This is a genomic window from Limosilactobacillus avistercoris (assembly GCF_014836425.1).
GTDB classification, from domain to species: Bacteria; Bacillota; Bacilli; order Lactobacillales; family Lactobacillaceae; genus Limosilactobacillus; species Limosilactobacillus agrestimuris.
Genome location: NZ_JACSQW010000010.1, coordinates 1 through 21,874 on the forward strand (window position 1 = coordinate 1; position 21,874 = coordinate 21,874).

Annotated in this window: 24 protein-coding genes, 1 tRNA gene and 1 other annotated feature; of the genes, 6 read left to right on the forward strand and 19 right to left on the reverse strand. The window is 38.2% G+C overall.

Going from position 1 to position 21,874, the window contains the following annotated elements; all coding sequences use genetic code 11:
• Window positions 1–231: 231 nt before the first annotated feature.
• The 5 genes from H9564_RS04825 to H9564_RS04845 all read right to left on the reverse strand — a co-directional run bounded on the left by H9564_RS04825 (window position 232) and on the right by H9564_RS04845 (window position 4,347).
• On the reverse strand, window positions 232–1,356 hold the full coding sequence (locus tag H9564_RS04825) for an aminotransferase (protein ID WP_191684389.1): 1,125 nt from the start codon (window positions 1,354–1,356) through the stop codon (window positions 232–234).
• A 20-nt stretch (window positions 1,357–1,376) separates the two neighbouring features.
• Window positions 1,377–2,432 (reverse strand): ornithine cyclodeaminase family protein, encoded by a 1,056-nt coding sequence (locus H9564_RS04830; RefSeq protein ID WP_191684390.1) that lies wholly within the window; start codon window positions 2,430–2,432, stop codon window positions 1,377–1,379.
• A gap of 217 nt (window positions 2,433–2,649) precedes the next feature.
• Window positions 2,650–3,414 carry a DUF4097 family beta strand repeat-containing protein gene (locus H9564_RS04835; RefSeq protein WP_191684391.1) on the reverse strand — a complete coding sequence of 255 codons (765 nt, stop codon included), beginning with the start codon at window positions 3,412–3,414 and terminating at the stop codon, window positions 2,650–2,652.
• Complete coding sequence (locus H9564_RS04840) at window positions 3,392–4,027, reverse strand: DUF1700 domain-containing protein (RefSeq protein WP_191684392.1); 636 nt, start codon at window positions 4,025–4,027, stop codon at window positions 3,392–3,394. The genes H9564_RS04835 and H9564_RS04840 overlap by 23 nt, the downstream gene beginning before the upstream one ends.
• Window positions 4,027–4,347 (reverse strand): PadR family transcriptional regulator, encoded by a 321-nt coding sequence (locus H9564_RS04845; protein ID WP_191684393.1) that lies wholly within the window; start codon window positions 4,345–4,347, stop codon window positions 4,027–4,029. The genes H9564_RS04840 and H9564_RS04845 overlap by 1 nt, the downstream gene beginning before the upstream one ends.
• Before the next feature lie 173 nt (window positions 4,348–4,520).
• Here H9564_RS04845 and mscL point away from each other — a divergent pair, with 173 nt between their 5' ends.
• Window positions 4,521–4,895, forward strand: coding sequence for a large-conductance mechanosensitive channel protein MscL (gene mscL / locus H9564_RS04850; protein WP_191684394.1), 375 nt, complete (start codon window positions 4,521–4,523; stop codon window positions 4,893–4,895).
• 367 nt (window positions 4,896–5,262) lie between these two features.
• Window positions 5,263–5,550, forward strand: coding sequence for a hypothetical protein (locus tag H9564_RS04855; RefSeq protein ID WP_191684395.1), 288 nt, complete (start codon window positions 5,263–5,265; stop codon window positions 5,548–5,550).
• A gap of 150 nt (window positions 5,551–5,700) precedes the next feature.
• Here H9564_RS04855 and rplL read toward each other — a convergent pair whose 3' ends face one another.
• Together rplL and rplJ are read right to left on the reverse strand one after the other, a co-directional pair.
• Window positions 5,701–6,066, reverse strand: a complete 366-nt coding sequence (rplL, locus tag H9564_RS04860; protein WP_182581055.1) for a 50S ribosomal protein L7/L12 — start codon at window positions 6,064–6,066, stop codon at window positions 5,701–5,703.
• A gap of 63 nt (window positions 6,067–6,129) precedes the next feature.
• On the reverse strand, window positions 6,130–6,630 hold the full coding sequence (gene rplJ / locus H9564_RS04865; RefSeq protein WP_182581056.1) for a 50S ribosomal protein L10: 501 nt from the start codon (window positions 6,628–6,630) through the stop codon (window positions 6,130–6,132).
• Window positions 6,631–6,661: 31 nt separating this feature from the next.
• Window positions 6,662–6,780 (reverse strand) — a sequence feature (ribosomal protein L10 leader region).
• Between the two features lie 131 nt (window positions 6,781–6,911).
• Between rplJ and hemH the strand changes: the two genes are divergently transcribed.
• Genes hemH through H9564_RS04880 form a run of 3 tightly spaced genes read left to right on the forward strand, consistent with a single transcriptional unit; the run spans window position 6,912 to window position 9,809 of the window.
• Window positions 6,912–7,847 carry a ferrochelatase gene (gene hemH, locus H9564_RS04870; RefSeq protein WP_191684396.1) on the forward strand — a complete coding sequence of 312 codons (936 nt, stop codon included), beginning with the start codon at window positions 6,912–6,914 and terminating at the stop codon, window positions 7,845–7,847.
• Window positions 7,847–9,151 (forward strand): Nramp family divalent metal transporter, encoded by a 1,305-nt coding sequence (locus H9564_RS04875; RefSeq protein WP_191684397.1) that lies wholly within the window; start codon window positions 7,847–7,849, stop codon window positions 9,149–9,151. The genes hemH and H9564_RS04875 overlap by 1 nt, the downstream gene beginning before the upstream one ends.
• A gap of 10 nt (window positions 9,152–9,161) precedes the next feature.
• Window positions 9,162–9,809, forward strand: coding sequence for a phosphatase PAP2 family protein (locus tag H9564_RS04880; protein WP_191684398.1), 648 nt, complete (start codon window positions 9,162–9,164; stop codon window positions 9,807–9,809).
• A 53-nt stretch (window positions 9,810–9,862) separates the two neighbouring features.
• Here H9564_RS04880 and H9564_RS04885 read toward each other — a convergent pair.
• The 3 genes from H9564_RS04885 to H9564_RS04895 form a co-directional block, all read right to left on the reverse strand.
• Window positions 9,863–9,937 (reverse strand) — tRNA-His (locus H9564_RS04885).
• A 149-nt stretch (window positions 9,938–10,086) separates the two neighbouring features.
• Window positions 10,087–11,925 carry a pyridoxal phosphate-dependent decarboxylase family protein gene (locus H9564_RS04890; RefSeq protein ID WP_225209555.1) on the reverse strand — a complete coding sequence of 613 codons (1,839 nt, stop codon included), beginning with the start codon at window positions 11,923–11,925 and terminating at the stop codon, window positions 10,087–10,089.
• 232 nt (window positions 11,926–12,157) lie between these two features.
• Complete coding sequence (locus tag H9564_RS04895) at window positions 12,158–13,441, reverse strand: phosphatidylserine decarboxylase family protein (protein ID WP_191684400.1); 1,284 nt, start codon at window positions 13,439–13,441, stop codon at window positions 12,158–12,160.
• A 404-nt stretch (window positions 13,442–13,845) separates the two neighbouring features.
• On the opposite strand from H9564_RS04895, the gene H9564_RS04900 reads away from it, so the two are divergent.
• Window positions 13,846–15,252, forward strand: coding sequence for an amino acid permease (locus H9564_RS04900; RefSeq protein WP_404804681.1), 1,407 nt, complete (start codon window positions 13,846–13,848; stop codon window positions 15,250–15,252).
• 139 nt (window positions 15,253–15,391) lie between these two features.
• Here the strand turns inward: H9564_RS04900 and rplA are convergent, their stop codons facing one another.
• The 9 genes from rplA to cysS form a co-directional block, all read right to left on the reverse strand.
• The gene (gene rplA, locus H9564_RS04905) at window positions 15,392–16,084 is read right to left on the reverse strand and encodes a 50S ribosomal protein L1 (protein ID WP_191684402.1); all 693 of its coding nucleotides are present in this window, start codon (window positions 16,082–16,084) and stop codon (window positions 15,392–15,394) included.
• Between the two features lie 95 nt (window positions 16,085–16,179).
• A complete protein-coding gene (gene rplK, locus H9564_RS04910; protein ID WP_003717526.1) occupies window positions 16,180–16,605 on the reverse strand; it encodes a 50S ribosomal protein L11 in 426 nt (141 codons plus the stop codon).
• Window positions 16,606–16,812: 207 nt separating this feature from the next.
• Complete coding sequence (gene nusG, locus H9564_RS04915; protein ID WP_191684403.1) at window positions 16,813–17,358, reverse strand: transcription termination/antitermination protein NusG; 546 nt, start codon at window positions 17,356–17,358, stop codon at window positions 16,813–16,815.
• Window positions 17,359–17,465: 107 nt separating this feature from the next.
• Window positions 17,466–17,642 (reverse strand): preprotein translocase subunit SecE, encoded by a 177-nt coding sequence (secE, locus tag H9564_RS04920; protein WP_003717524.1) that lies wholly within the window; start codon window positions 17,640–17,642, stop codon window positions 17,466–17,468.
• A gap of 16 nt (window positions 17,643–17,658) precedes the next feature.
• Window positions 17,659–17,808, reverse strand: a complete 150-nt coding sequence (rpmG, locus tag H9564_RS04925) for a 50S ribosomal protein L33 (RefSeq protein ID WP_003717523.1) — start codon at window positions 17,806–17,808, stop codon at window positions 17,659–17,661.
• Between the two features lie 159 nt (window positions 17,809–17,967).
• On the reverse strand, window positions 17,968–18,534 hold the full coding sequence (locus H9564_RS04930) for a sigma-70 family RNA polymerase sigma factor (protein ID WP_318241073.1): 567 nt from the start codon (window positions 18,532–18,534) through the stop codon (window positions 17,968–17,970).
• Window positions 18,535–19,090: 556 nt separating this feature from the next.
• Window positions 19,091–19,837 (reverse strand): 23S rRNA (guanosine(2251)-2'-O)-methyltransferase RlmB, encoded by a 747-nt coding sequence (gene rlmB / locus H9564_RS04935; protein WP_191684405.1) that lies wholly within the window; start codon window positions 19,835–19,837, stop codon window positions 19,091–19,093.
• Window positions 19,827–20,240, reverse strand: a complete 414-nt coding sequence (locus H9564_RS04940) for a Mini-ribonuclease 3 (RefSeq protein WP_191684406.1) — start codon at window positions 20,238–20,240, stop codon at window positions 19,827–19,829. Before H9564_RS04940 ends, rlmB begins: the two co-directional genes overlap by 11 nt.
• Window positions 20,241–20,255: 15 nt before the next feature.
• Entirely contained in the window at window positions 20,256–21,674 is a 1,419-nt protein-coding gene (gene cysS / locus H9564_RS04945; RefSeq protein ID WP_191684407.1) for a cysteine--tRNA ligase, read from the reverse strand.
• Window positions 21,675–21,874 lie beyond the last annotated feature (200 nt).

Sequence of the window (21,874 nt, forward strand, 5' to 3'; positions counted from 1 at the left end):
ATTTTTGATTAAATCAAAAATCATAGTTCGCATTTTCTTAGTTAGAAGCTAGAAAATAATAGTTAATTCCCAGCCTCATTCTATTTTTGTTTAATAAAATTATTCCACTATTAAATATATAAAAGAGCTCTATTTATCTTGCACCTTTTTAATTTTGTTCAAAATCGTTTAGATAACAAAAGACCGCAAGGGGATGCGATCTTCTACTCACATTAAGATTAAATCATTGGGTTAATTTAAGCCTTTTATAAACTTACTTACTTGTTCAAGGCCCTTTTTTAGGTTTTCTGCTTCAAAAGCATAGCCAATCCGCACTGAATGTTCAATGCCAAAGCAACTACCAGGAACTAATAAGGTATGGTATTCCTTCATTAACTGGTCACAGAATTCGGCACTCGGAATATCAAAGTCATAATGCAATAAGGTAGTTGTCCCTGCCTTAGGCTTTAACCATGAAATATGTGGTTCCTTCTTGACCCATTCCTCAAGAATTGCTAAGTTCTTCCGAATGATTATCCGATTACGCTTTAAGATGGCATCTTGATGTTCAAGGGCTAAAGTACCAACCATTTCATCAAGTTGGCCACAACTAATTGTTGCGTAGTCTCTGTGAGAAAGGAGATCACGCATCAATTGCTTATCGTGAGTTGCGATCCACCCGAGCCGAATTCCGGCTAGAGAGAAGACTTTCGAAAAGCTACTAGTTGAGATCCCTTTGTCATACAAATCAATAACCGATGGTGAATACTCATCATTTTGGACTAGGTGACGGTAAACTTCGTCACAAAGGATATAAGCATTGACACTTTTAGCAATATTAATAATTGTCATTAGTCCTTCCTTACTCATCAAGGAGCCAGTTGGGTTATCTGGATTATTGATCACGATCAACTTGGTCCTCGATGTAATGAGTGACCGTAATTGATCTGCATCAGGTAAGTAATTATTTTCCCGTTTGAGAGGAAGTAACTTGACCGTTGCTCCAATTGCCTCAGGAATTGATTGCAATTGTTGGTAGGTCGGGGTAACTGCAATTACTTCGTCCCCTGGTTCAATGACAGTATTCAAGACTAGGTTATTAGCCCCGATTGCACCGTGCTCCGTAACAATTTCACTGGATGTTAAATTTTGATAGAGGCGGGTGATTTGCTCCTTTAATGGTATTGATCCTTCAATTGCACCGTAAGTCAGGCGGCGGTTAACCAGCTTATCCGCAAATTTCTTTTCATCTACTCCAGCTGTTTTGCAAAGCGAGTTAATACTAAAGGATGATACACAAGTTTCACCTAAATTGTATTTAGCCTTAGTTTCATATTCGTTCATCCATTGCTCAACACCAAAATCTTTAATCTTCATTATTCTTTTTCCTTTCTAGATTAGAGGTCAACTACTACACCAGCATTGAATCTTTTAGCACGTTGAAGGGCTAAATTAGCAGCTTCAAGATCCTGAAGAGCAATCCCAGTACTATCAAAAATTGTGATCTCATTAGTATTCTGCCGACCAACAGACTTTTGGACGATAACGTCCCCAATTTCCGTAACATCACCTTTTTTAATAATGTTATCTTTAATTGGGTTCTGGGTTTCACCAACTCCACTTGCTTGGTCAAGGTCATCAGCGAAGGCTCGAGCATTTTGATAAAGCTGTGTATCTAATTCTTGCTTACCTTCCATGTCGGCCCCAATTGCATTAATGTGTGTTCCCGATTGAACCCATTGAGCCTTAATTAGTGGTTTGGTTGAAGGTGTGGCTGTCACAATCACCTGAGCATTCTTTGTTGCTTCGATAATGTTGCTTGCAGCAATAAACTTAATTTGCTTAATCCGTTCTTTAATTTTGGCGGCCACTGTTGGTCGGTTCATTTGAATATTATCAGCAAAAAGGATTGTTAATTTTTGCGGAAGTTCTTGGGCAAACTTACCCGCGTTTTCGCTACTCATTGGATCATAGATTAGAACTTGCTTTAGTTTAGGCAAAACGCAAATCTGTGCCATGATTTGGTATGCTGCTTGCCCTCCGGCACCAACTATTAACAGCGTTTCTGAATTCGGGTTAGCTAATTCCTTCGTTGCAACCGCACTAGCAGCACCGGTTCGGAAACCGGTTAAAGCTGGAGCATTAATAAACGCTTCAGGTACACCTGTCTCACTACTATATAGGGTCACTACCCCGTGTAATTCAGGCAAATTTTTCTTTGCGTTATCGCCAAACCACGTTAATTCCTTATTACCAAAAATTTTCTTTGGTTTCAAAAGACCGGAACGAATATCGGTATCAGCCATATCGCTAAAGGCATTGTAAACCATCGGCCAAATTTCACCATCTTTAGTGGTCTTTTCCGCATATGCGTCTTTAACTACTTGAATTACTGCTGGCATGTCCAACAATGTAGCAATATCATGTGAATTAAGTACTGTTACTTTATCCATTTAAATCCCTCCAGAATAAAAAGAAGGCACCCATTACAAGCCTTAAATGAAATTAATCATTATACTTACGGCTCGTAATAAATGCCTTCAATCTACCCAACCAGTGTCAGGTAAACTTGTTATTTAATTTACGCTTTTAAAATAGCACCAAGCGAAAACGCTGTCAAGATATTCTGAAACAGTTGATAATTAATCTTATTGCTTAGTGATTAAAATCCTATTGAACTGCCTTAATATTAATCACTGAATTATCACCATCAGTAGTCTTTAATCGAAGAAGATTTGCTGCAGAAGTATTTTGCTGAAGATCTTCTGAGCCATGCTCAACCCCGTCAAGTTTATTATCTCCATCGACAGTATGAAGGATAAAGCCATCCGCATGTGAAGCAATTACCTTATTATCACCATCGTCTGTCTTTACAGTGTAATGTCCCTTAAAGATTACTCCATGACTCGTAAAATCTCCTTGTCCCAGGGTCGTCTTTCCACCTTCAATTGCTAGTTTATTATAAGTAACGTCCCCATCTGCATCATTAATGTCCATGTTAGTTAAATCAACATTTGAAATATCTAAATCTCCATCAACCATTTCGATCTTTCCTGACAAAATTGTCCCCTTTGGAACAGTAATAATTAAGGTGTCCTCCCCATCATCACGGGTAAAAAACGTTCCATGGCCATAATCCTGATTAACCGTCAATGTCTGCCCAGTAAGCTTGACCTTCGGAATCCGACCATTACTCCCCTGGTAGTTAACCGCAAACTTCTTTCCCGTTTTAATCAAAACATTTGAGCATGGGACATTCAGATCAAGCTCCTTAAATTCTTTATTACCAGCTAAGTGCTTAGTAGTCCGATGTTCAACAGTTGGCATTGTCCCTTTAAAATAAATATTTTTCACGCCATGCCCGGCAAAGCCAACAATCATTAAAATAATACCGACAATTAAAACCCCAAGACTAATTTTGAACATCTTTTTCATGGTGGTTAGTCCTCCTTTGAAGTAGTTTTTGGTAAATATACTTAGACAAGTTCGCAATTGCTTGTGCCAACCAACGAATCACCCAATAACCAATTGGAATACAGATGAGTAAAAGCCCTAATAACGCTATCCCTGCACCACTGTAAAAGATTCCAGTCATTGGTGCTGTAGCGATAACTCCAATTCCTGTGTAAAGTAGGACTCCTGTTGCAAAAACTAAGCCAAGGAGGGTTCCCAGAATTCCCACACTAATACCAAACACGGCAGCTAAAGCAGCAACTAATACCCCTAATGCTCCTAAACTTAAAGCAAATGTAATTGGCGAAGTAATGATAGCAATAATTATTAACCAAAAAACGCGCCAACTAGACTTCGTTGAAGCGACATGGCCCTCTTGTGTTTCTTTATCATTAGCCTTGATTGAGTAGTCAGCAAGGATTTGATTGCTCAACTGCCTTGGAGTCCCCAACTCCTTAACAATTTCCTGGTAGTCATCATAACCAGCATCTTCAATGTACTCGTTATAAAAATCGAGTGCATTTGTCCTTTCAGTTACTGTCAACGATTTTAAGTATTTTTCTAATTCCGTAATGTATTTTTGCCGAGCATCCATTATTTTTCTTCCCCCTTTTGATAAAAGATTTGGTCTAAATTATCTTTATATTCTTCCCATAATCGTAAAATCTCATCTAATCGCTGCTTACCAGCAGTCGTTATTTGGTAATACCGCCTATTTCTCCCTTGAAATGGCTTATCGTAGGTGGTCAAGTCGCCATCCTTTTTTAAGCGTCGGAGAACCGGATACATTGTCGATTCTGAAATATCAATCACGTTCTTTACCTTTTGTGTTAAGGCGTATCCATAGTAATCATCCTGGTTCAAAAGCGCTAATACAAGACCATCAAGGAGTTCACCGGTTATTTGAATTTTCATTTTGAACATCCTCCTTAATTTATATGATATTATATCAGATATAATATAGTATTAAAATATAATAATGCTATCTTTTAAATTTGCTTAAATTTAATTAGCTTTTTCCCAAAGCAATAGCCCAATTTGATAAAATATTATTTACCTAAATTACTAGTAATATAAAGGAGACTCATATGATTAAAGAATTTAAAGACTTTATTTCACGAGGAAATGTTGTTGATATGGCAGTCGGGATTATCGTTGGGGCTGCATTTACATCAATCGTTAAGTCGTTGGTTAATAACCTTATCAACCCGTTAATTGGGATCTTCGTTGGTAAGATCGACCTTTCTAATCTCGTCTGGACAATTGGCGATGCCCAGTTCAAATACGGTAGTTTTCTTAACTCAGTAATTAACTTTTTGATCATCTCCTTTGTCGTCTTCCTGATGGTTAAAGCGATTAACCGCTTCAGAAAGAAAAAGGAGGAAGAGCCTGCAAAATTAAGTGAAGAGGCTCAATACCTCAAAGAAATTACTGAGCTGTTAAAGAAAAATGAAGGTAAATAACTAAATAGATTCCTGCTAATAGATTTATTATTTTTTAACAGGAATCTATTATTTTTATTATCTACTTATCATTGAATTTAAGCTATTTTTCCTGTTAATATAGTCCAAAGGGGGTAGCAGTAAGTGAGGTGATTACAGGCAGAATTATAAGTAATAATCTACCTATTTGCAGAGGAATCTTTTCTACCCACACTGACTTACTAATTAAATATTAGCAATTATTTTCTAAGCCTAGTTATTATAAAATATGAGCGTTTAATTAGTGTCTATTGTTCCCTTCACTAACCGGTATCGGCTAAAATTTTCTTGTTTAACATGTGCTTGCTAGTCTTGTTTCATTCGAATTGATTATAAGGAAAGATGCGTTATGTTTAACATTATTTTCTGGATTTTAGCTATTTGGTTTGTTGTTAACGTTATCTGGATGTGGTTCCAACTCGACAATCAAGTTCTGCAAAAGACTTTTGCCTGGATTAATGTTTGCGCAATCTTCATTGGATTCTGGGTTTACTACGGTGTAACCCATGACGTAAGCATGTTAAACGGCTGGTTCATTGCTTTGAATTGGATCAACATCGTTCTTGCTGCTATTCAATTCTACTTTGGTTACCGGGTCATTAATACTACAACTCACCACACTCACCCGGCAAACTAACCTAAATTGATAACACGAGAATTAGCGTATTCCATACACTAATAAAAAGGGCGCAACGAGAAATTAACTTTTCTCATTGCGTCCTCTTTCTATAAAAAAAGAGGCTGAACAAAATTGTTCAACCTCTTTTGGATATTATTTGAAGTTAGATTACTTAAGGGTAACAGTAGCACCAGCGGCTTCAAGCTTTTCCTTGATGTCGTTAGCTTCGTCTTCCTTAACGTCTTCCTTAATTGCTGAAGGAGCACCGTCAACAAGGTCCTTAGCATCCTTAAGGCCAACACCAGTGATGTCCTTAACAGCCTTGATAACCTTAACCTTAGCAGCACCTGGTTCAGTCAATTCAACAGTGAAGCTGTCCTTAGCAGCACCGTCGCCACCAGCAGCACCTGCAACTGCAACTGGAGCAGCAGCAGAAACGTCGAATTCGTCTTCGATAGCCTTAACAAGATCGTTAAGGTCAGAAATTGATGCTTCCTTTAATGAAGCAATGATAGCATCCTTATCAAAAGCCATGATTATATTCCTCCAATATTTAGGTAATTAAATTTGATTTGATAGTATATGGTAATACAACAATTATGCGGCTTCGTCTTCCTTGTCGGCAACGGCCTTGACTGCACGAGCAATCTTCCGCATTGGGTCTTGCAATGCAGATGCAAGCATTGACAACAGATCTTCACGACTAGGCATAGTAGCGTATTCGTTAATTTCATCGAGAGTCTTAACGCTCTTTTCGATGAAGCCACCCTTAATTTCAAGAGCGTCGTGGTCATCGGCGAACTTCTTCAAGATCTTTGCTGGGGCAATTGGATCTTCGTTAGAAAATGCAACTGCAGTTGGGCCAACAAAAGTGCTCTTAAGATCTTCGTAATCAGTACCTTCAACGGCACGTTCAAGAATCTTGTTCTTGATAACTGACATCTTAACACCAGCGTCACGAAGTTGCTTACGTAAATCAGTAACTTCGGCAACAGTTAAACCACGGTAGTCAACAACGATAGCTGATTCAGCATCGTTAATCAAATCAACAGTTTGCTTAACGATTTCAGCCTTCTTAGCAATAGCTGCTTCACTCATGAATTTTCACCTCCTGCAATGTAGTTTGATCGGATTTATAAAAAAATCCCTATGACCGCAGACATAGAGAAGGAACTTAATTTCTTCCTCGGCAGGCATACAAATTAAGGCTTTCGCCACCTGAGTCTTAGGCAGAGTCATATTTAATCAACTTCGATAGTATAACATCTTCTCGAATCCTTGTAAAGAATTATTCGGGGATTATTTATTTAGGACAGCTAGTCCCTTATTCTATTTGGTGTACAATTGATTTATTAACTTCATTTAAGGAGTACGAATCTATGAAAGAATACGGTCTCTTACTTGTTAATCTCGGTTCACCTGCAAAGCCAACAACTTCTGCCGTTAAGGAATACTTACGTCAATTCCTCGGTGACCATAATGTTGTGGAAGTACCGGCAATGGTTTGGAAACCAATATTAAACGGAATTATCCTCCCAATGCGTTCTTGGCGTTCAGCAACGTTTTATCGAGATTGTTGGCTACCAAATGGTTCACCTTTGATAGTCAATACGACCAACCTTACCAAAAAAGTTCAATCACTGCTTCCTCAATGGTCTGTCAAAATGGCAATGACTTATGGTAAACCAAGTATTGAAAAAACTTTGCTCCAAATGAAGCAGGAGTGCAAAAAGATCATCATTCTTTCATTATTTCCCCACTTCACCCAAAGTACTACTCAGTCAATAATTGACCAAGTAAAAGCAGTTGACCCAACCTTGCCAATTATTGATAGGTTTGCTGATGATCCACGCTATATTAGTATTCTTAGCCGTCATATTCAAACCGCATGGAATAAAGGAAACTACGATATGTTGATTATTTCCTATCACGGAATTCCTGTTTCAATGGTTAAACACGGTGATCCTTACCAAGATGAAACAGAACGAACAACTAGGAAATTACGAAAGCATCTAGCCATCCCTCAAAATAAGATTAAAATGGCATACCAATCAAAATTTGGCCCGATGCCGTGGCTAAAACCTTACCTAAAGAATACGCTCCTACAGCAAGTGCAACTCGGTAATCGAAATATTTTAATTGCTACACCATCATTTGTTACTGACTGCTTAGAAACCATTGAAGAAAATTCAATCCAAAATTATCAAGCATTTCGTGAAAGCGGCGGGAATAATCTTGAGATTGTCCCCGCACTAAATGATAGTTCCCAATTTGCTAACTTTATCGCTGATCTTGCTAAGGAGTACCTAAAATAATGGAGAAAAAAAGCTTAGATGATATTAACGGAAGTGTTAATGTTCCCACAGTTTATGAAACAGCATTCTGGCAAAAATTCCTTGCATATAGCGGTCCCGGAGCACTTGTAGCTGTTGGCTATATGGATCCGGGTAATTGGTTGACCTCTCTCGCTAGTGGTAGCCAATATGGTTATTCACTACTTGGTGTACTTTTCGTCTCTATTATCGTGGCAATGATTATGCAGTCACTTTCAATTAAATTGGGAGTTGTCACAAGAACCGATCTAGCGCAAGCAATTGCTAAACGAGTCCCTAAATCGATCAGAATCGGACTCTGGTTATTAAACGAACTTGCAATGATGGCAACCGATTTAACGGGAGTAGTTGGTACATCGATTGCGCTCTACTTTCTTTTTCATCTACCACTCATTATCGGAATCTTCCTCACTATTGCCGATGTTTTTATTGTCCTTGCCTTTCTTCGCTTTGGAATTCGGCGGGTTGAGTTTATTGTCCTTGCAACAATCTTAATAGTAGGGACAATCTTTGCGGTTGAGGTATGCCGAGCCCACCCAAGCTGGACCGCCATCTTAAATGGTCTTATCCCTCAATCACAAATCGTTATCAATCACTCAGAACTTCTTTTAAGCCTGGGAATTATTGGTGCAACAATCATGCCCCATAATATTTACCTCCACTCCGCATTAGCGCAAAGTAGGCGTTATGATGAACACGATCCAGCTCAGGTCGCTGAAACCATTAAATTTGCTAATTGGGATTCAATTATTCATCTCATCGCTGCATTAATTGTAAATGCCCTTTTGCTTATCCTGGGTGGAACTCTTTTCTTCCACACTACAAACTTAAACAGTTTAGCAGACGTTTTTTACGGACTTAAAGATCCGCAAATTGTCGGTTCATTATCTAGTTCAATCATGAGCTGGCTATTTGGTTTTGCACTTCTCATTACAGGATTGATATCATCCATAACAAGTACACTAGCTGGACAAATTGTTATGGAAGGCTATATCAATATCCGGCTTCCATTATGGAAACGCCGGTTATTAACCCGATTTGTAACATTAATTCCAATCATTATTATCGGAATTTTTATTCGCTTTAACGAGCAACAATTTGAGCAGTTAATTATCTACGCCCAAGTTATTCTAAGCATTGCCCTCCCGTTTACTCTTTTTCCGCTCGTTAAAATTACGAGTAATCAAAAATTAATGGGAAAATATGCTAATCATCGCTGGCAAGCAACCATTGAATATGCCATTGTAATCTTACTAACTGGGCTAAATCTTTCGGCATTATTCTAAGGAGATAATTATGAAGAAAAAATCACAACTGGCAACCGGTATAATTTGCTGGTTATTATTCGGTATTCTCTTAATCAACGTTAGTCATAACTCACCCTGGATTACCCGTCTTGACCAACTTGGTTATCAATTAACACAACCGACTTTTTCGTTGAAAACTCAGGTCATGATTATCCTGACTCATTTTGGGGATCCAATCATTATCCAAGCCCTTACAATCCTGATTGCACTCTACCTTTGGTGGCAAAGCAAGTTCAATCTTAGCCTCTGGTATGTTCTCCTTCAATTTGTCGGCTATTCACTGGTTATCCTTGTTAAGTATAACGTTCTCCGTATTCGACCAAGCAATAAACTCTTTCCGGCTAACGGTTATAGTTTCCCTAGCGGTCATACCTTTGCAACCGTCATCTTTGTGCTTACCATTCTCTCACTAATTCTTCCTTACCTTCATCACCAAAGTTGGAAAATTGCGTGGCAAGTAATTGGCGCACTTTGGATCATCATAATCATGATTACCCGAGTTTACCTCCGTGACCACTTTACCAGTGACGTTATCAGTGGTCTTCTTCTCGCTAGTGGCTGGTGGTTAATTACAGCTGCTTTTCGCCACCAGCTTTCTCAATGGTTAATTAAACCGATAACAAAGATAAGAATATGATTCATAAAAAAAGAATCCAAGAGGAATAACCTCTTGGATTCTTTTTTGGACAGGGCGGTATGTGGGATTCGAACCCACGCGTGCCGGACCCACAAACCGGTGTGTTAACCAAACTTCACCAATACCGCCATAATATAAGTCCAGAAATAATAATAACATATATTTGCTATGGAATACAATAAAAAGAGCCAAACAATTAAGTTTAGCTCTTTCGTATTTATGTTTAGATTTTCGTAATTACATAATAAGGTTAGAAGGAGATAGGAACATATTAGTATTAAAGGATCTCATTTAATTTTTCTTTCATGGATTTAGCAATCCCTTTTGTATAATCATTAAATAACTCTGTATTGTTTAAGAATGGAGTCATGATCGCAGCACGCAATAACGTAACTGCACCAACCTTTTCCCAATCATTCTTGGAAAAGCCCATCTTTTCAATAAATGGAACTGGCGAATCACCATAAGTATCCTTCTTAAAGATTGTGTGTGATGTTAAGAACCGGTTAGCGTAAACATGACTATCGTAGAATGATGATAGATCAAACATCTTTTCATTTAAGGCATTAGTCTTTTCTAAGCTAGTTTCACCTTCAACTTTAAGGACCCAATCAACCATATTAAAGTCTGGATTATCAAGTGGATATGCCTTAATAGTCTTTCCTTTAACATTAAATTCCAGTCCTTCGAGGAACTTGTGGAATCGTTGAGCCGTCTCAATTGAAGAACCAATCAACCGACCATAACCGGTAATATTAAGTGGTAATGTTCGGTGAGCAGCCCAAACTCCTGTAGCTGTAGCTCCGCCCTTAGAACCACCAATAATATAAGAACCAAGCATATCTGGAGCTGTTGCTGTCTTCTTTTCAAAGACATATGGTGCAAAGTAAGAAATTACGTTCCGCATACTCTGGTACTTAATAGCAATTCCACCAGCACAATATGGGACATATCCCATCTTATGGGGATCGATTGTAACTGATTCAGCATCCCTGATAGCTTTGTAACTATTATAAACATGCTTAGAAATTCGAACAGGATAGTGAAAGACATCGTGTTTCTTAAACATGTCTTCCAATTGATCATATTCTACAAAATGATCATTTTCATCTTTAAATAAAGCACGAGCATAACCACCATAAGCAGCATCAACGTGGAGGTAGAAGTAAACTCCCTGTTTTTCCATTTCTTTACGGAACTTAACGATCCGGTCAACTTCATCAACTTGACCTTCTTCAGTAGTACCGACAACAGCAACAACACCAAGGATTGGCGTCTTTTCTGCTGCCAACTTTTTAATAGTATCTTCCAGAATATCAATATTCATTCGGAAGTCGCTCATGACTGGGATTTGAACCATCTGATCTAATCCAATCCCTGAAATATCAAGAGCTTTCAACCATGAATAGTGTTTGGTGTAAGAAACAATAAATTTACCTAACTTCTGAATGTTTTTACCGCTCCGTGATGAATGTGCCTTAACAGCATCAATTTGCTCTGGCGTCAGCGTCTTTAAGATTTTGAGAACTTTTTCAACAGACATATTAAAAAGTTCCCATTCACTTAATCCCTTAACCTTATCAGGAACAACTTCCTTGAACGCTAATGGCATCGACTTAAATTGACGCATATACCAAATACCTTCAAGATTTTCAATCGAACCATCGTGAGTTAAGTGAGCCCAGCCATCTTTGAAACCAAGCAATTGCGAAAGATCTTCACCTACTTCAGCTTCCATTTTAGAATTTGCCATTGAACATTCAATAGTAACGTTGTTAGCATTCCAAAGCATTGCATCTGAATAGGCTAACATAGCTGGTGTTAATGTATCCGAGAGCATTTGCCCCCAGTAGCGACCAGCTGACATCCAAGGAACACTACCAGCACGTAGTCGATGATCAAGTTCATCTAAAACGTTATGTTGACGTTGTAATGATTGTTGATAGTCCTCTTTTTCCTTTTCTTTATCAGAAATAGCAGGGACATCTCCTGGAATATAATTTTTACGCCAGCCAAAGTGATTTGTAATTAATCGATCAAGCTCGTTCCCGTAAATGGAGCTATTCTCTGACTTGTCACCAATAAACAGTGACTTAAAATTCATATCTTCACTCATCAAATTGTCTCCTTCCACAATCATAATTTCTTAAAAGTACTTTTTAATTTCGTTTTTTGTTATAAAAATAATTATTTTATAATAAAGTACCTATTATCTTTTGCCAAGCAATATACAAATAGGCTCTAAAGCCCGGAAAAGTCCGAACTCTGGAGCCTATCTGCGCTTATGAGGAACATGAAAACGAACTTATATGCATGGGTGTTTTCTTGTTCTTTTTAATTATTAATTTTTACTTTACACGAGCAATTTCACTATTTACCTTAATATCTGAACTACCTAAGCCAGGTTCTTGACCGTGCAAATTGAATTCAAGTTGGGTTTCTGGTCTGAATAGCATAACATGAGTAGATCCACCAAAGTGGAAGAGTCCAAGTTGATCACCTTTCTTAACGTGTTGACCGACTTTAACGGTGATTTCGTCACTTGATACTTCAGACATACCAACGGCAACGAAGCACATAAGGCCAATCTTAGGATTATCTGACTTAATGTAAATAACAGCACGGGTAGCAGTTGACGTTAAGAAGCCTTGTGATGCAGTAGCTTGCGTGTCATCTGGTGTGGTACTAGTAAAGCCTTCATAGAAGTTTTCTGCATAGTATGAGCCAGGGAGATTATAAGCTTTAACGATAGTCCCATCAACTGGACTGTTCCAACGGTGGAAACTAAATACACTTAAGAATGCTTGGTAGAGAGTACCACCCTTAAATTTATCAGCCCACGGATCATTTTGAAGTAAGTCTAATAGGGAGTAAGGTTGCCCCTTCATCCAGAACTTAGCTTGCATTGGAAGGTTACGAGCAATCTTCAGCGGTGCTGATTCACAAGAAGCACAGATTGAATCTGGGTCATCAGGATTTTCTACTGGACGAATACCAGGATTGAATTCACGAGTAAAGTAATCATCCCATGATGTAAAGCCAAGGTGTTTATCCAAATCGTTAGAACGGCAATGGAAGGCCTTTTCAAAATCATCACCATAAGCCTTCTTAGCCATCCGTTCACGTGCATCATCACAAAGCCAACCACGTGAACTAGTATTAAGAACATATGTTGATTTTTCACTCTTTAAGAATTTACCCCAGTAATCCAGGATATCACGTAACTTAGCGTTAACCTTATCATTCATGAAAAATGCGTACCCTGCACGCGTTGCCATTGGGTAATTAAACAATGCAGCCATTGGGGTACCAACAAAACTAGTTAAATTATATTCAGGTGCCCGTTGAATAATCCGGTTAATCATTAATAACATTTGGTGGTAATCACTTACTTGTGGAAGATCAGCAGGAGCATCTACGTGATTTGCTGGAATTTCATCAAACATCATTTGTGCAAGGTTCCAAATATAATGATTATTTTCAATTAACTCTTTAAAAGCCTGAACAGGTGGTAAAAGCTTTTGGTTTTCTTCTGCCTTAGCTTCTTCTAACACCTTGTTTAGCCATTCATTATAAGCTTTTTGATCACTTGGTTGCCATTTAGTAACGTTATAGGGAATATCGTTTGTCATAAAAAAATCTCCTCTCGTTTATTTCCTAGTGATTACGATTCCAAGAGCACTCCGGTCATTTCTGAATTTTTAATAAAAATAATTATTAAATAAGCTCTTATTTAAATATAGAAAAAGCACTTCACAAAGTTGATTATTCCCAATTGTAATTAAAATAATTATGTAAAAATATAAATTATTTTATTTCAAGCTTTTTTTATTTACCTATTACTCCTCTGAGCTAATACAATGATTGTGTAGTGCTTCTATAACAAATATTTTCATACTATAAATACTGATATTTAGGTGTTTATGGTACGATGCTTTGACTTAATCCAAATTATTAATTATATTTTCTATATTTACTACAGTCATTTTAGAAAAACGAAAATTACGGGAGGTTGTATTTATATGTCGAAAAAAACTTGTCCACAGTTAGTTTAGGGACATTTATAGGTATGACCATTGCGTTAGCTGCAAGTATTCGTAATATCCCTGATGTTGCAGCTGCTGGATGGCCAATGTTTCTTTATATGGGAATAGCGACATTCCTATTTGCATTACCTATTTGTTTAATTGCCGGTGAATTTGGAAGTACATTTCCGGAAAAAGGTGGACCTGAACTTTGGGTACGTAATACCTTAGGAGATAATTTTGGGTTTGCAACCTCATGGCTTCTATGGACCATCTTATTTCCAAGTATGGTTGTAGTTGCTTCCGCTCTACCTCCACTTATAGCAACAGCTATTAACATTCCTAAGCTCGGAACAGATAACATTTTTACATTGATCGTAATTCTTGTTTCATTTTGGGGAATGACCTTTTTAAATCGTGTTCTGGATATGGCACAAATCACTGGTAAATGGGCTAACTGGATTGGAATTTATATTCCATTTATAATCATGACAATCCTTGGTGTTGCAGTCTTAATTAAAACAGGTATTCATCCCAATTCTATTTTGCATAGTTTCTCTCCAGAAAAGATTATCCCTTTAGGTAGCGGTGCAAAGTCATTAGCCTACTTCTCACCAATTGCACTTATCTTCGTTGGGATTGAACTATCATCCGTTTATATTACCCGTTTGAAGAAAACAAAGGAATATCCAATTGGTGTCCTAGCTACGTTACTATTCATGTTAGTGTTAAACCTTATAAACGGGTTTATGGAATCAGCTATGATCTCATCAGCTAAAATTAATCTTAACAATATTGTTCAACCAATCATAATTTACAATAAGATTTTAGGATTACCATCATGGTTCAATAACCTATTCAGTATTTTAGTTACCATTGGTGTATGTATCCAGCTATCAGCTTGGGTATCAGGACCTGATAAAACTATGCTAGCTTCTGCAAGAGACGGTTATATTTCACCAAAATTAAAATTCTGGAAGAAAGATAAATTTGGTGATTCACCATCCATTATGTATGTACAGGCAATTATTGTTTCTGTCTTTTCATGTGCTTACCTGTTAATTCCTGATATTAACAGCGCATTCCTAGACTTAGTCAATGCAACTAACGTAATTTACTGTACAGTTTATGTATTTATGGCAATTGGATTTATTAAGATGCGGGTTAAGGAACCTAACCTCAAGTCAGACTTCCAAGTCGGAAACCAATTTATGGCTTGGCTAATTGGTCTTGTCTTAATTGTCACTATTGGAGTAATTATGGTAGCCACCTTTATTGTTGGAACCCTATTTAACTTCCTTGTCGTTGCAGGTATTAGTGCGGTTATCATTATTCTGCCATTTATCTTCTTCCACTTTAAGAAACCACGTTGGGCTACCGAAGTGAAAGCTTTGATAAAAGACAACAGTAGAAAGTGATCATTAATATAAAAAGCGTCATTATCAATATAACTAAAAGGCCAGATAGAACAGCAATGTCCTACTTGGCCCTTTTTATACCACAATAAAAAAGCTTCGAGAAAATTCTCGAAGCTTTTCTTTCTAAATTAAATTTAACTTAGAAGCTTTCCAAATCAAGTGTAACACTTGGTCCAAAAGTAGATGCGATTGAAGCATGTTGTACATAAGTACCACGTACAGAAGCTGGACGTGCCTTAATAATAATGTCTTCAATAGTCTTTAAGTTTTCAACTAACTTGTCAGTGTCGAATGAAGACTTACCGAATGGAACAGCAACGTTACCATCACGGTCAGTCCGGTAGGTAACCTTACCAGCCTTAGATTCTTCAACTGCCTTAGCAACATCCATAGTAACAGTACCAGTCTTAGGGTTTGGCATTAAGCCCTTAGGTCCAAGAATACGACCTAAACGACCAACAACTGGCATCATGTCTGGAGTTGCGATTGCAACGTCAAAGTCTAACCAACCGTCTTGGATCTTGTCAGCCAAGTCAGCGTCACCAACAAAGTCAGCACCGGCTTCCTTAGCAGCCTTAGCATTTTCACCCTTAGCGAAAACAATAACAGTTTGATCCTTACCAGTACCGTTTGGTAATACAACGGCACCACGTAATTGTTGATCAGCTTGCTTAGTATCAACGTTTAACTTAAATGCAACTTCAACAGTTGAGTCAAAGTTAGCGAAATCAATATCTTTTACTAATTGGACAGCGTCGTTAACAGCGTATTTCTTCTTGCTGTCAACCTTTTTAAGCGCGTCTTGGTACTTCTTACCACGTTTTTTAGCCATCTTGTGTTTTCCTCCTTGCAAATGTGGTCTAGCGGAGTTCATACCTCCCACGGGGTCCACTACTTTAATAGCGTACCCGGTCTGCTACTTAGCAATTAGTCTTCAACAGTGAAGCCCATGCTCCGTGCAGTACCTTCGATCATGCGCATAGCTGCTTCAACGTCAGCGGCGTTTAGATCTTGCATCTTAGTTTCGGCGATTTCCTTAACTTGAGCCTTGGTTACAGAAGCAACCTTGTTAGTGTTAGGTTCACCGGAACCGTGTTCAACACCAGCGGCCTTCTTCAATAAGACAGCAGCAGGTGGCGTCTTGGTAATGAAGTCGAATGAACGGTCCTCATAAACGGTAATAACAACTGGGATCAACATACCCTTTTGGTCTGCAGTCCGAGCGTTAAATTCCTTAGTGAAGCCCATAATGTTAATACCTGCTTGCCCAAGTGCAGGACCTACTGGTGGAGCTGGTGTAGCAGCACCGGCAGGAATTTGCAACTTGACAACGTTAGCTACTTTCTTTGCCACGAGACAAAACCTCCTTAGTCCGTGTTGTGGTCATGATGAGGCAGTAAATTTACCTCTCCCACAGTATGTCGAATAGCATACTTAGGTAAAATACCACATTTATAATAAATTTTCAAGATTTATTAAGCGAAAAACAATCAACAATTATTCAGAAAATCATTTACCCGAAACTTATTAGTTCCGGCATCCCTTTCTTAAACTGATTATTTATTCCACTGTATCGATCTGATCAAAACCAAGTTCAGCTGAAGTTTCCCGGCCAAACATTTCTACGTTAACCTTCAACTTCATCTTTTCATGGTCAACTTCAGTCACCTTGCCAGTTAAGTCGGCAAATGGTCCGGCAATAACCTTAACACTATCACCAACACTAACGTCAATATCATGTTGAACGGTTTGGACACCCATCCGCTTCATGATCCGGTCAACTTCTTCTGGAAGCAATGGTGTTGGCTTTGAACCACCACCGTGTGAACCTAAGAAACCAGTAACGCCCGGCGTATTCCGTGCAATGTACCATGCTTGATCGGTCATTACCATTTCTACCAAAACGTAGCCTGGGAATGTCTTCTCAACAATTTCCTTAGCTTGACCATCCTTAACTTGACGAACTTCATCTTCAGGAACAACTACCCGAAAAATGTAGTCTTGCATTCCCATTGATTGGGCACGTGATTCCAAGTTACTCTTTACTCGGTTTTCGTAACCTGAGTATGTATGTAGGACGTACCAACGTTTTTCATTTGATTCCACGATGAATCCTCCTTAATAATTTTTAAATTCAAAATAAAAAACCCCGCGGATCCCCACGAAGCTCAATTGCACTTAGTATAACAAATCTTCGGTAAATTGACTACTACTTAGACGAATAACTTCATTAAGAGTTGGATTAACCAATCAAATAATGCAAAGAATAGGACGAAGAAAAGTGTCAAAGAAATAACAATGGTTGTATCACGCCGATTTTCACGGGCAGTTGGCCAAACAACCAGTTTCATTTCATGATTTACACTTTTAATAAAACGAAACAGATGCATAATTTCCTCCAGCTAATTAACGAGTTTCACGATGGAGAGTATACTCCCCACAATGTTTACAAAACTTTTTTAATTCTAATCGTTCTTGACGTTGAGGATTTGCGGTAATCGTATAGTTATGAGCACCGCACTTGGTACATTCCAGTGCAACTTTCTTTTGGGACATACTTTCACCTCCACACATGTTTAAGATTAGCATGTTCCAACCGCCAAAACAAGTCCTGACAACTAACCATAAGCAATAATACTAAGAATACATTAATAGGCTCCAAAGTTCGGACAAGCCGAACTCTAAAGCCTACTCTAAAATTATACTCTTGTCTGGTCACTCACCCGCCAAAAGCTTGACTAATTTTGTTCGTGTTCGTGAAAGGGCACTTTGAACTTGTCGTTTACTGCATTGCAGCTCCCGGCATACATGTTCAATTGATCTACCTGTTACAATCATTGATAAAACATCTCGTTCAAACGGTGAACTAATCCTGATAATCTCTTCAATACTTTTATGACAATAAACGATATCCTCAAGTGATGCACTTTTTTGCATCATCATTTCGTCATCATTTTCTCCAAGAGCATCGAGTTGTTCAATTGGAATTCGTTTATTTGCCTGTCGAGCTCGGTATAAATCAAGAAGACGATTAACCAAACTCTGCTTATAAAAACCGCTGAATTGGTGAATATCTTTTCCACTATAAGAATAGATAACTTTTAGTAAGACAAGCTGTGCCTCTTGACACCAATCTTCAAATTCAAGGTCAGAGATATGATATCTCTGCCATAATCGCTTAACCATTGAAGAATAACAATTGAATAAAGCCATAAATTTATCCTCATTGCCGACTTGTACTTGGATGAGTAATCCGAGATCAGCTGAATGATTTTCCATCATTATTTAACCTTAACTACTTCGTTAAGGATTACCTTTCTTGAATTTGGCTCCTCCACCCATTCCTTAGATTGCATTTGCATTCATGCTGTATAGTGGTTTCCTTTTTCGTCAAGAAGGAAGCCCCTTTACAGGTGATTGCCCGGTCGACAGGGTATCATCCCCATCGTCAGGAAGATTTCAGTTCTTAATACCGGTTCCTTATATTAATTCCTCAAATCTTGGTGACTAATGCCTGAAAATAATCTACCAAATTTTTATCAGTTTGAACAGCCCTTTCTTGTGATTTGATGAACAACCATTCAAATGATAGTTAGAAAAATATTTATTCAGATTAGAATTTATTTTTTTATAAAATCATCTTCGTAATTTAGTAACTAAAAAGAGACAACTGTCGTATATAGATGATCAAAGTTTATTATGGGATATTTTATATTTTGAAAAAATTTTGTTTTCAACTAATTCACTTAACCTAATAAGGTGAACCGCTTGCATTTCTTGTTCACAATTTAACATTACTAGAAAAAGAATACTGGTATATACCAGTATCCCTTTTCTCTTATAGTGGGTGACGAGAATTAAAGCCCTGATAAATCAATAGACTTGCAGCAACACTTGCATTCAAGCTTTGAACATGACCAACCATTGGAATTGTCAACATTTCGTCACAATTTTTCTTTAGTAACGACGAGATTCCCTTCCCTTCGTTACCAATTACTAGTGCAACTGCACCTTTGGCATTCCAACGTCGATAATCAGTCCCCTTCATATCAGTTCCAAATAACCATACTCCCCGATCTTTTAACTCTTTTGCAGTCTGAACAAGGTTGGTAACCCGGGCAACGGGAACGTGTTCAATTGCCCCCGTCGATGTTTTAGCAACTACTGAGGTTAATCCCACAGCCCGCCGACGAGGAATAATAATTCCATGAACTCCCGCTGCATCCGCGGTCCGGATAATTGAGCCAAGGTTATGTGGATCCTCAAGTTCATCTAGGATCAAAAAAAACGGGTCCTCACCATGCTTAGCCGCATTATCAAATAAGTCATCAATTGTGGCATAGTGGTACGCAGCAACTGCCAAAGCGACCCCCTGGTGATTTTGGTGATCACTCATCTGGTCTAGCTTAGTTTTTGGAACATTGGAGACAACTAACCGCTTTTCCTTTGCTAATTTAATAATTTGCGAAATTGCGTCAGATTTTAGTCCTGATTGAATAAAGACCTTATTAATCTCCTGATCGGACTTTAACGCCATTATCGCTGGGTGGCGTCCAATAATAAATTCACTGTTATCATTTTTCATGTTTTATTCTCCCTGCTTCAACTTGTTGAATGCACCATTCTGCCAACTCTTCAATCCGGTCCTGCTTTCCAGCTAATTGAAGATAGCCCATCATTGCCTCAAAGCCGGTAGAAATTCGATAAGTTAGCACAGAAGTATGTTTTGCATGAGTATGGCTATTAGCATTCCGGCCCCGCTTAAAGTAACCCCATTCATCTTCAGTTAAAATATCATCCTGCTTCATCAAGTCAATCAATGCTGCCTGTGCCTTTGCTGAAACATAGTGTGTTGCGAGATGCTGGAGCTTAGTGGGCTTTGCTAGTCCCTTACTCAAAAGGTGTTGGCGAATAAATACTTCATAAACTGCATCTCCCAAATAAGCGAGCGCAATTCCATTTAATTGTCGATAATCTGCTTGTTCCATTAATTTCCTTCCTGTCTACTTTTTTACTCGTTTAAAGCGTGTTCCCTGTGGCGTATCTTCAAGGATAATTCCTTGCTCCTTTAATTCATCACGAATCTGATCACTCCGAGCAAAATCCTTATTTTTCCGCGCTTCGTTTCGTTCCTCAATTAGTGCCTGAATGTGTTCATCATTCAATTCATTATTCGTTGAAGCTAATTTTACACCAAAAATACTAACCAACTCAGCAATCAAATTCTTCATCTCATTAAGTATATCCGCCTTAACTACTTCTTGTTGACTATAAACATTTACGTATTTAACTAGTTCATAAACAACGGTAATCCCGTTTTGGACGTTAATATCACCATCCATCGCTTCAATAAATTTCTGCTTAAAGTCAGCAAGTTTTTGACTGACTGCTGAATCAGTCCCTTTTTCGGCATCCTTTTGCCGGTAAGTCAAGTTATCAAAGGCTGTTTGAATGTGATCCAAATTATTTTTAGCATCAATTAGGTTATCCTTGCTGTACTGAATTGGCCGCCGGTACTGGGTAGTGGCCATAAAGAACCGTAATACCTGTGGATCAACTTCTTTAATAATGTCGTGAACCGTAATAAAGTTGTGCAAAGACTTACTCATCTTTTCGTTATCTTTGCCAATAGTCACAAAGCCATTATGCATCCAGTAACGAACAAATTTTTGTCCCGTTTCCGCTTCACTTTGAGCAATCTCATTTTCATGGTGTGGGAATTCAAGATCCTGGCCACCACCGTGAATATCAATCGTTTTGCCGAGGTACTTCGTCGACATTACTGAACATTCAATGTGCCAACCTGGTCGTCCCTTTCCCCACGGAGAATCCCAGCTGATCTCGCCAGGTTTAGCAGCTTTCCAAAGGGCAAAGTCCATTGGATCCTCTTTCTTATTAACTTCATCGGCACTAACATGTTCACTAGCACCTACTTCCAGATCGTCAATTGATTGGCCTGATAGCTGACCATAATTTTTAAATTTCCGTGCACGATAGTATACGTCACCATCTTTTTCGTAGGCGTACCCCTTTTCAATCAAGCCCTGAACAAATTCAATGATCTCAGGAATATTTTCGGTTGCCCGGGGATGCATGGTTGCTGGCTCAATATTAAGGGCATTCGTATCTTCCATAAATGCCTGAATATACTTTTCAGCTAATTGAGGAACGGTAATTCCCTGCTCGTGGGCAGCTTTGATCATCTTATCATCGACATCGGTGAAATTAGAAACATAGTTTACTTTATATCCCTTAAATTCAAGGTAGCGACGAACTGTATCAAATGCAATTGCTGACCGCGCATTCCCAATATGGATATAGTTGTATACCGTCGGACCACAGACATACATGTTAACAACTCCTGGGGTTTGCGGCTTAAATTCTTCTTGTTTACGAGTCAATGTATTATATATCGTTAGCATGACTGTCTGCTCCTTTCATTCCTATATTCATAATACTAACATATCTAGTTAATTGAACGTATTGTTGGATCTTTTTTGATGAAAAAAGTTTTTTAACTTTATGGTCACAATTTCTTCACATTCTCCTGCTAGTATATAAAGCGTAGTAAAGATACCAAACTTTACTACTAATGAAACCTATTATTTTTCAATTACTCCTC

Bases quoted from the DNA above. Each gene is read 5' to 3' on its own strand.
- rplL (WP_182581055.1), bottom strand. From the start codon at position 6,066: ATGGCTTTTGATAAGGATGCTATCATTGCTTCATTAAAGGAAGCATCA.
- rplA (WP_191684402.1), bottom strand. From the start codon at position 16,084: ATGGCTAAAAAACGTGGTAAGAAGTACCAAGACGCGCTTAAAAAGGTT.
- H9564_RS04830 (WP_191684390.1), bottom strand. From the start codon at position 2,432: ATGGATAAAGTAACAGTACTTAATTCACATGATATTGCTACATTGTTG.
- H9564_RS04835 (WP_191684391.1), bottom strand. From the start codon at position 3,414: ATGAAAAAGATGTTCAAAATTAGTCTTGGGGTTTTAATTGTCGGTATT.
- H9564_RS04855 (WP_191684395.1), top strand. From the start codon at position 5,263: ATGTTTAACATTATTTTCTGGATTTTAGCTATTTGGTTTGTTGTTAAC.
- H9564_RS04890 (WP_225209555.1), bottom strand. From the start codon at position 11,925: ATGAGTGAAGATATGAATTTTAAGTCACTGTTTATTGGTGACAAGTCA.
- H9564_RS04875 (WP_191684397.1), top strand. From the start codon at position 7,847: ATGGAGAAAAAAAGCTTAGATGATATTAACGGAAGTGTTAATGTTCCC.
- H9564_RS04825 (WP_191684389.1), bottom strand. From the start codon at position 1,356: ATGAAGATTAAAGATTTTGGTGTTGAGCAATGGATGAACGAATATGAA.
- rpmG (WP_003717523.1), bottom strand. From the start codon at position 17,808: ATGTCCCAAAAGAAAGTTGCACTGGAATGTACCAAGTGCGGTGCTCAT.
- H9564_RS04845 (WP_191684393.1), bottom strand. From the start codon at position 4,347: ATGAAAATTCAAATAACCGGTGAACTCCTTGATGGTCTTGTATTAGCG.
- H9564_RS04840 (WP_191684392.1), bottom strand. From the start codon at position 4,027: ATGGATGCTCGGCAAAAATACATTACGGAATTAGAAAAATACTTAAAA.
- hemH (WP_191684396.1), top strand. From the start codon at position 6,912: ATGAAAGAATACGGTCTCTTACTTGTTAATCTCGGTTCACCTGCAAAG.
- H9564_RS04880 (WP_191684398.1), top strand. From the start codon at position 9,162: ATGAAGAAAAAATCACAACTGGCAACCGGTATAATTTGCTGGTTATTA.
- H9564_RS04930 (WP_318241073.1), bottom strand. From the start codon at position 18,534: ATGATGGAAAATCATTCAGCTGATCTCGGATTACTCATCCAAGTACAA.
- rlmB (WP_191684405.1), bottom strand. From the start codon at position 19,837: ATGAAAAATGATAACAGTGAATTTATTATTGGACGCCACCCAGCGATA.
- cysS (WP_191684407.1), bottom strand. From the start codon at position 21,674: ATGCTAACGATATATAATACATTGACTCGTAAACAAGAAGAATTTAAG.
- mscL (WP_191684394.1), top strand. From the start codon at position 4,521: ATGATTAAAGAATTTAAAGACTTTATTTCACGAGGAAATGTTGTTGAT.
- rplJ (WP_182581056.1), bottom strand. From the start codon at position 6,630: ATGAGTGAAGCAGCTATTGCTAAGAAGGCTGAAATCGTTAAGCAAACT.
- H9564_RS04895 (WP_191684400.1), bottom strand. From the start codon at position 13,441: ATGACAAACGATATTCCCTATAACGTTACTAAATGGCAACCAAGTGAT.
- H9564_RS04940 (WP_191684406.1), bottom strand. From the start codon at position 20,240: ATGGAACAAGCAGATTATCGACAATTAAATGGAATTGCGCTCGCTTAT.
- secE (WP_003717524.1), bottom strand. From the start codon at position 17,642: ATGCATCTGTTTCGTTTTATTAAAAGTGTAAATCATGAAATGAAACTG.